3 protein-coding genes are annotated in these 3,248 nt (G+C 59.6%); 1 reads left to right on the top strand and 2 read right to left on the bottom strand.

What is annotated here, in order from left to right:
• Positions 1-128 (top strand): transposase domain-containing protein (locus J0I79_RS34535; RefSeq protein WP_292854903.1); only part of this gene is annotated, 128 nt, incomplete at its 5' end.
• 234 nt (positions 129-362) lie between these two features.
• On the opposite strand, the gene J0I79_RS34530 is transcribed toward J0I79_RS34535, so the two are convergent.
• Positions 363-875 carry a type II toxin-antitoxin system VapC family toxin gene (locus tag J0I79_RS34530; RefSeq protein WP_292870508.1) on the bottom strand — a complete coding sequence of 171 codons (513 nt, stop codon included), beginning with the start codon at positions 873-875 and terminating at the stop codon, positions 363-365.
• Between the two features lie 3 nt (positions 876-878).
• On the bottom strand, positions 879-3,248 hold a 2,370-nt coding region (locus tag J0I79_RS34525), incomplete at its 5' end, for a DNA methyltransferase (RefSeq protein ID WP_292870505.1).

Genomic DNA, 3,248 nt, shown 5'->3' with positions numbered 1-3,248 from the left:
TCAACGACGTCAATCCCGTTGCCTACCTCGCAGAAACCCTCGACGCCATCATCAACGGCCATCCGCAGAGCCAGATCGAGGAACTCATGCCCTGGCGATTCCGGAAAACGTCAAGCCCAAATCCGTAGGCGATCGGCGAGGCGCTTACGCATAGACTGGCTAGACGATACCGAAACGACGGCAGCTTTCGCCCTCACATCGGCCATACAACGCTGGCACAGCTGATCCCGAAAGAGGTCGTGCCTAGATATTCTACCGACACGCGTCCCATGAGCCCTCGCGATTCTTTCCGATTGCATACGCGGATCAACAGAGCACACTGACACTCACTTCAGCGCCGCGCTTGATCATCGGACGGGTGTTCAGATAACCCGCAACACGCTGAGCGCGAGGCGTGGCTCGGCAGCTTGCACCCGCGAAAAGTCGCCGTCACAAGTGAGGACGTGCAGATCGCGCTCGAACCCCTGAGCGCAAATCCAAAGATCGTTCTCGTTGATGCCAAGCCGCTTGCCGGTAGCGTGGTCGATCCAATCTTGGAGATGAGCGGGGGGCTTGTTTCTGCTCGCCTTCGGCATGAATGTGCTTACCATTGCGGCCTTGAGATCGCCATATGTGACTGCAACCTGGGTGTTTATCGGTAGCAACGTGCGAGCCTGTGCTGCTGCGAGCACCTGACTGGCATGTGTTGGCGTGCGGCCATGGATGTTTTGCACGCTTGCTACCCCCGTACGGATTTCTCCCACGCTCACGGCCGAGACATATTGGAGATCATCGCCACTCATGGCGTCGATCGCTGCAGCGACGGTCGCGTGCAGCACATGGGCAGGATCAACGAGGGCGATCAGAACCGAGGTGTCGAGCAGATATCCGGTCATTGATCAGCCGATATATGCGCGCAGCGCGTCGGCTTCGCTCTGGGGCAAAGGTTCGAAAACGCTCTTGACCCAATTGCCGCTGAATTGTTCTCGGTTGCCGGCGAGGGTCTCGGCAAGCGAAAGGCCGGGGGCTGCGTCCAGCCCAGGCCAACCTTCCCATGCATGCGCGACCGGCCGCCGCGCGCCCTCAAAAAAGCGCAGCAGTTCGCGCTCGAGCCGGACCGGAAGCGCGTAGCTCGCAAGGACCGCACTGTCGATCCGGGCCAGTAGGCGCTGAAGTGCAGCATCATTATCGAAGGAAAGTGCAGCATGCGGCAGCCGCTCGGTGTAGGCCGCGACCATCTCGGCGATCTCGGGCGACAGATGATTAGGGAGCGGAATGTCGCGCAGCGTCGTGAGCCGAAAGCCCCGGTCCGAAGTAAAGACGGTCGCGAAGGCGTTTGCGACAGGCCCATTGAGCACGGCCATCAACGCGAGCAGATTTTCGTAGCTCACTCCTTCCTTCGCCCATGCCCCAATAAATTGCTGCGAGCAGACCAACCCCTTAGTGTCGAGGCTCGCCGCCAACCTCCAAGGATAGCGGCTCAGACGAATGGCATTCAAAATAAGCTTCGTCTGTTCCCATTGCAGCTTGTACGCGCCACCTCGCGCCGAGTTCGGTCGGCAATCGAGCCACACGGGATCTTGGGACTGGAACTGCCGGTGTCCATTGATATTATGCAGACCGCGCTCAAAGCCAGGCTTTGGTTCGCGGCTCCAGGCACTCGACTGCGAACCCGACCATTCAATACCGCGATGCAGTTCCAGACGGTCGCCAAGTTTGGGCCGATCCGAAAGATAGCCCCATACCTCATGGAGAGCTGGCACCCATAGATCGCCACTTGGTTCGGGTGGCACCCACCGGGTTAGCGACCGGCTACGGGTGATGACGCCGGCTTTGAGGAAGTGCAAGCGATCGCGCAATGTGACTTCACTGGAGCGCAGGGTGATCCGACGGTCATCTGCGATCGTTCTCGGGTCGCGGGCGATCAACAGCGAGGCTGAGTTACGCGATGCGGAAAACACATCGTCTGGAATCTCAACAATTTCGACCGAAGTGAAGTGCTTCTCGATCAAGGCTCGCACCTTGCGATAGCGCTTCTCTACTATGAAAGTTGCGGGCAGGACGAAACCTATACCGGCCGGCTGCGCCGCTATCACCTCTTCCAGCACCGCAAGCGGCTTGAAAACATCGTGCTGCGCAATTGCGCTGCCGCGGTCTTCGGGACCAAAATCCGCGAACGGTGGATTGCAAATGACAAATGTGTCGGCGGTGATTCGCTTCCGCAGCCGATCTCCTACAAACAGATTGGCCTGCTGGATGTCCCAGCCATTGTGATTGGGATAGTCGGCAAGGATGAGTGATAGCTTAGCCACTTCACAGGCGAATTCGTCGATTTCGTCGCCAGCGAGACGTGCGGTCAGGAAGTGATGCCGCTCTTCATCGTTCCACTCAAGTGGCAACGCGGCGCGCAGTTGCCTGAGCGCTGCCACGAGAAGCACGCCTGCACCCGCAAATGGCTCGTATACGCGGACACTTTCCAGGTTCCGCCAAAGTTCGAGACGCCGGACAATATGCTCGGCCATTTGCCGCGGTGTGCTGTGCGTGCTGTACTCCGCACGTGCTTCCGACGTCACGAAGGTATTCTCATAAACAAACGCGAGATCGTCGGCAGAGATATTCTGGAAATTGATGCCGGCGCGGATACCTTCCCATACGGTTTCCAACAGCGCGCGATCGCGCGGCGAGGGTACGATGGTTCCCAAGCCATAATAGAGGTCGATCCCGCGCAACACGTTGTCGACATTACCATCCGCCCAACTGGCTGCCGACTCGTGACCGCGATCGGTCAGGATCTTCGCGGCAAGGAACCGGAAGGTCGCCTGGAACAACAAGCGCGCATCCATGGTCGGGCGCCCCCGGACATCGATCACATTTGTGAGCGTCTCGCGTAGCAAGGTATCGAGCTTGACATGCACCTCGCCCTCGATTGCGATCATCAGGCCGATGTCTACGAAATCGAACTGGCGGCTAGCCAGCGGCTCAGCATCGATTGCCTTTGCACGATGAATAGCGCGCGGGCTCCAATGCTCGGCGTGGCGTGCGAACAAGTCACCCAGAGCATCAATCGCGACGACGGCCATGCGGCTCGCGGGCTTGCTCGCGTGGACTTGCCACAACTCGACGCGCTCGCCGGCCACGGCGAAGATCATCGGTGCCCCGAGTGCCCGCAGCCCGGTCAAGTTGGGTCCGCCCGACCCCGCTTCGACCACGCCGAAGGCGGCCGTGCGATAAGATGGCGGCGTTTGGGTGAATGCCGCGAATGCCACCCG

Source organism: Mesorhizobium sp., assembly GCF_017306585.1.
In the GTDB taxonomy this organism is placed as follows: domain Bacteria; phylum Pseudomonadota; class Alphaproteobacteria; order Rhizobiales; family Rhizobiaceae; genus Mesorhizobium.
This window is presented reverse-complemented; position numbering and strand designations above follow the sequence as displayed.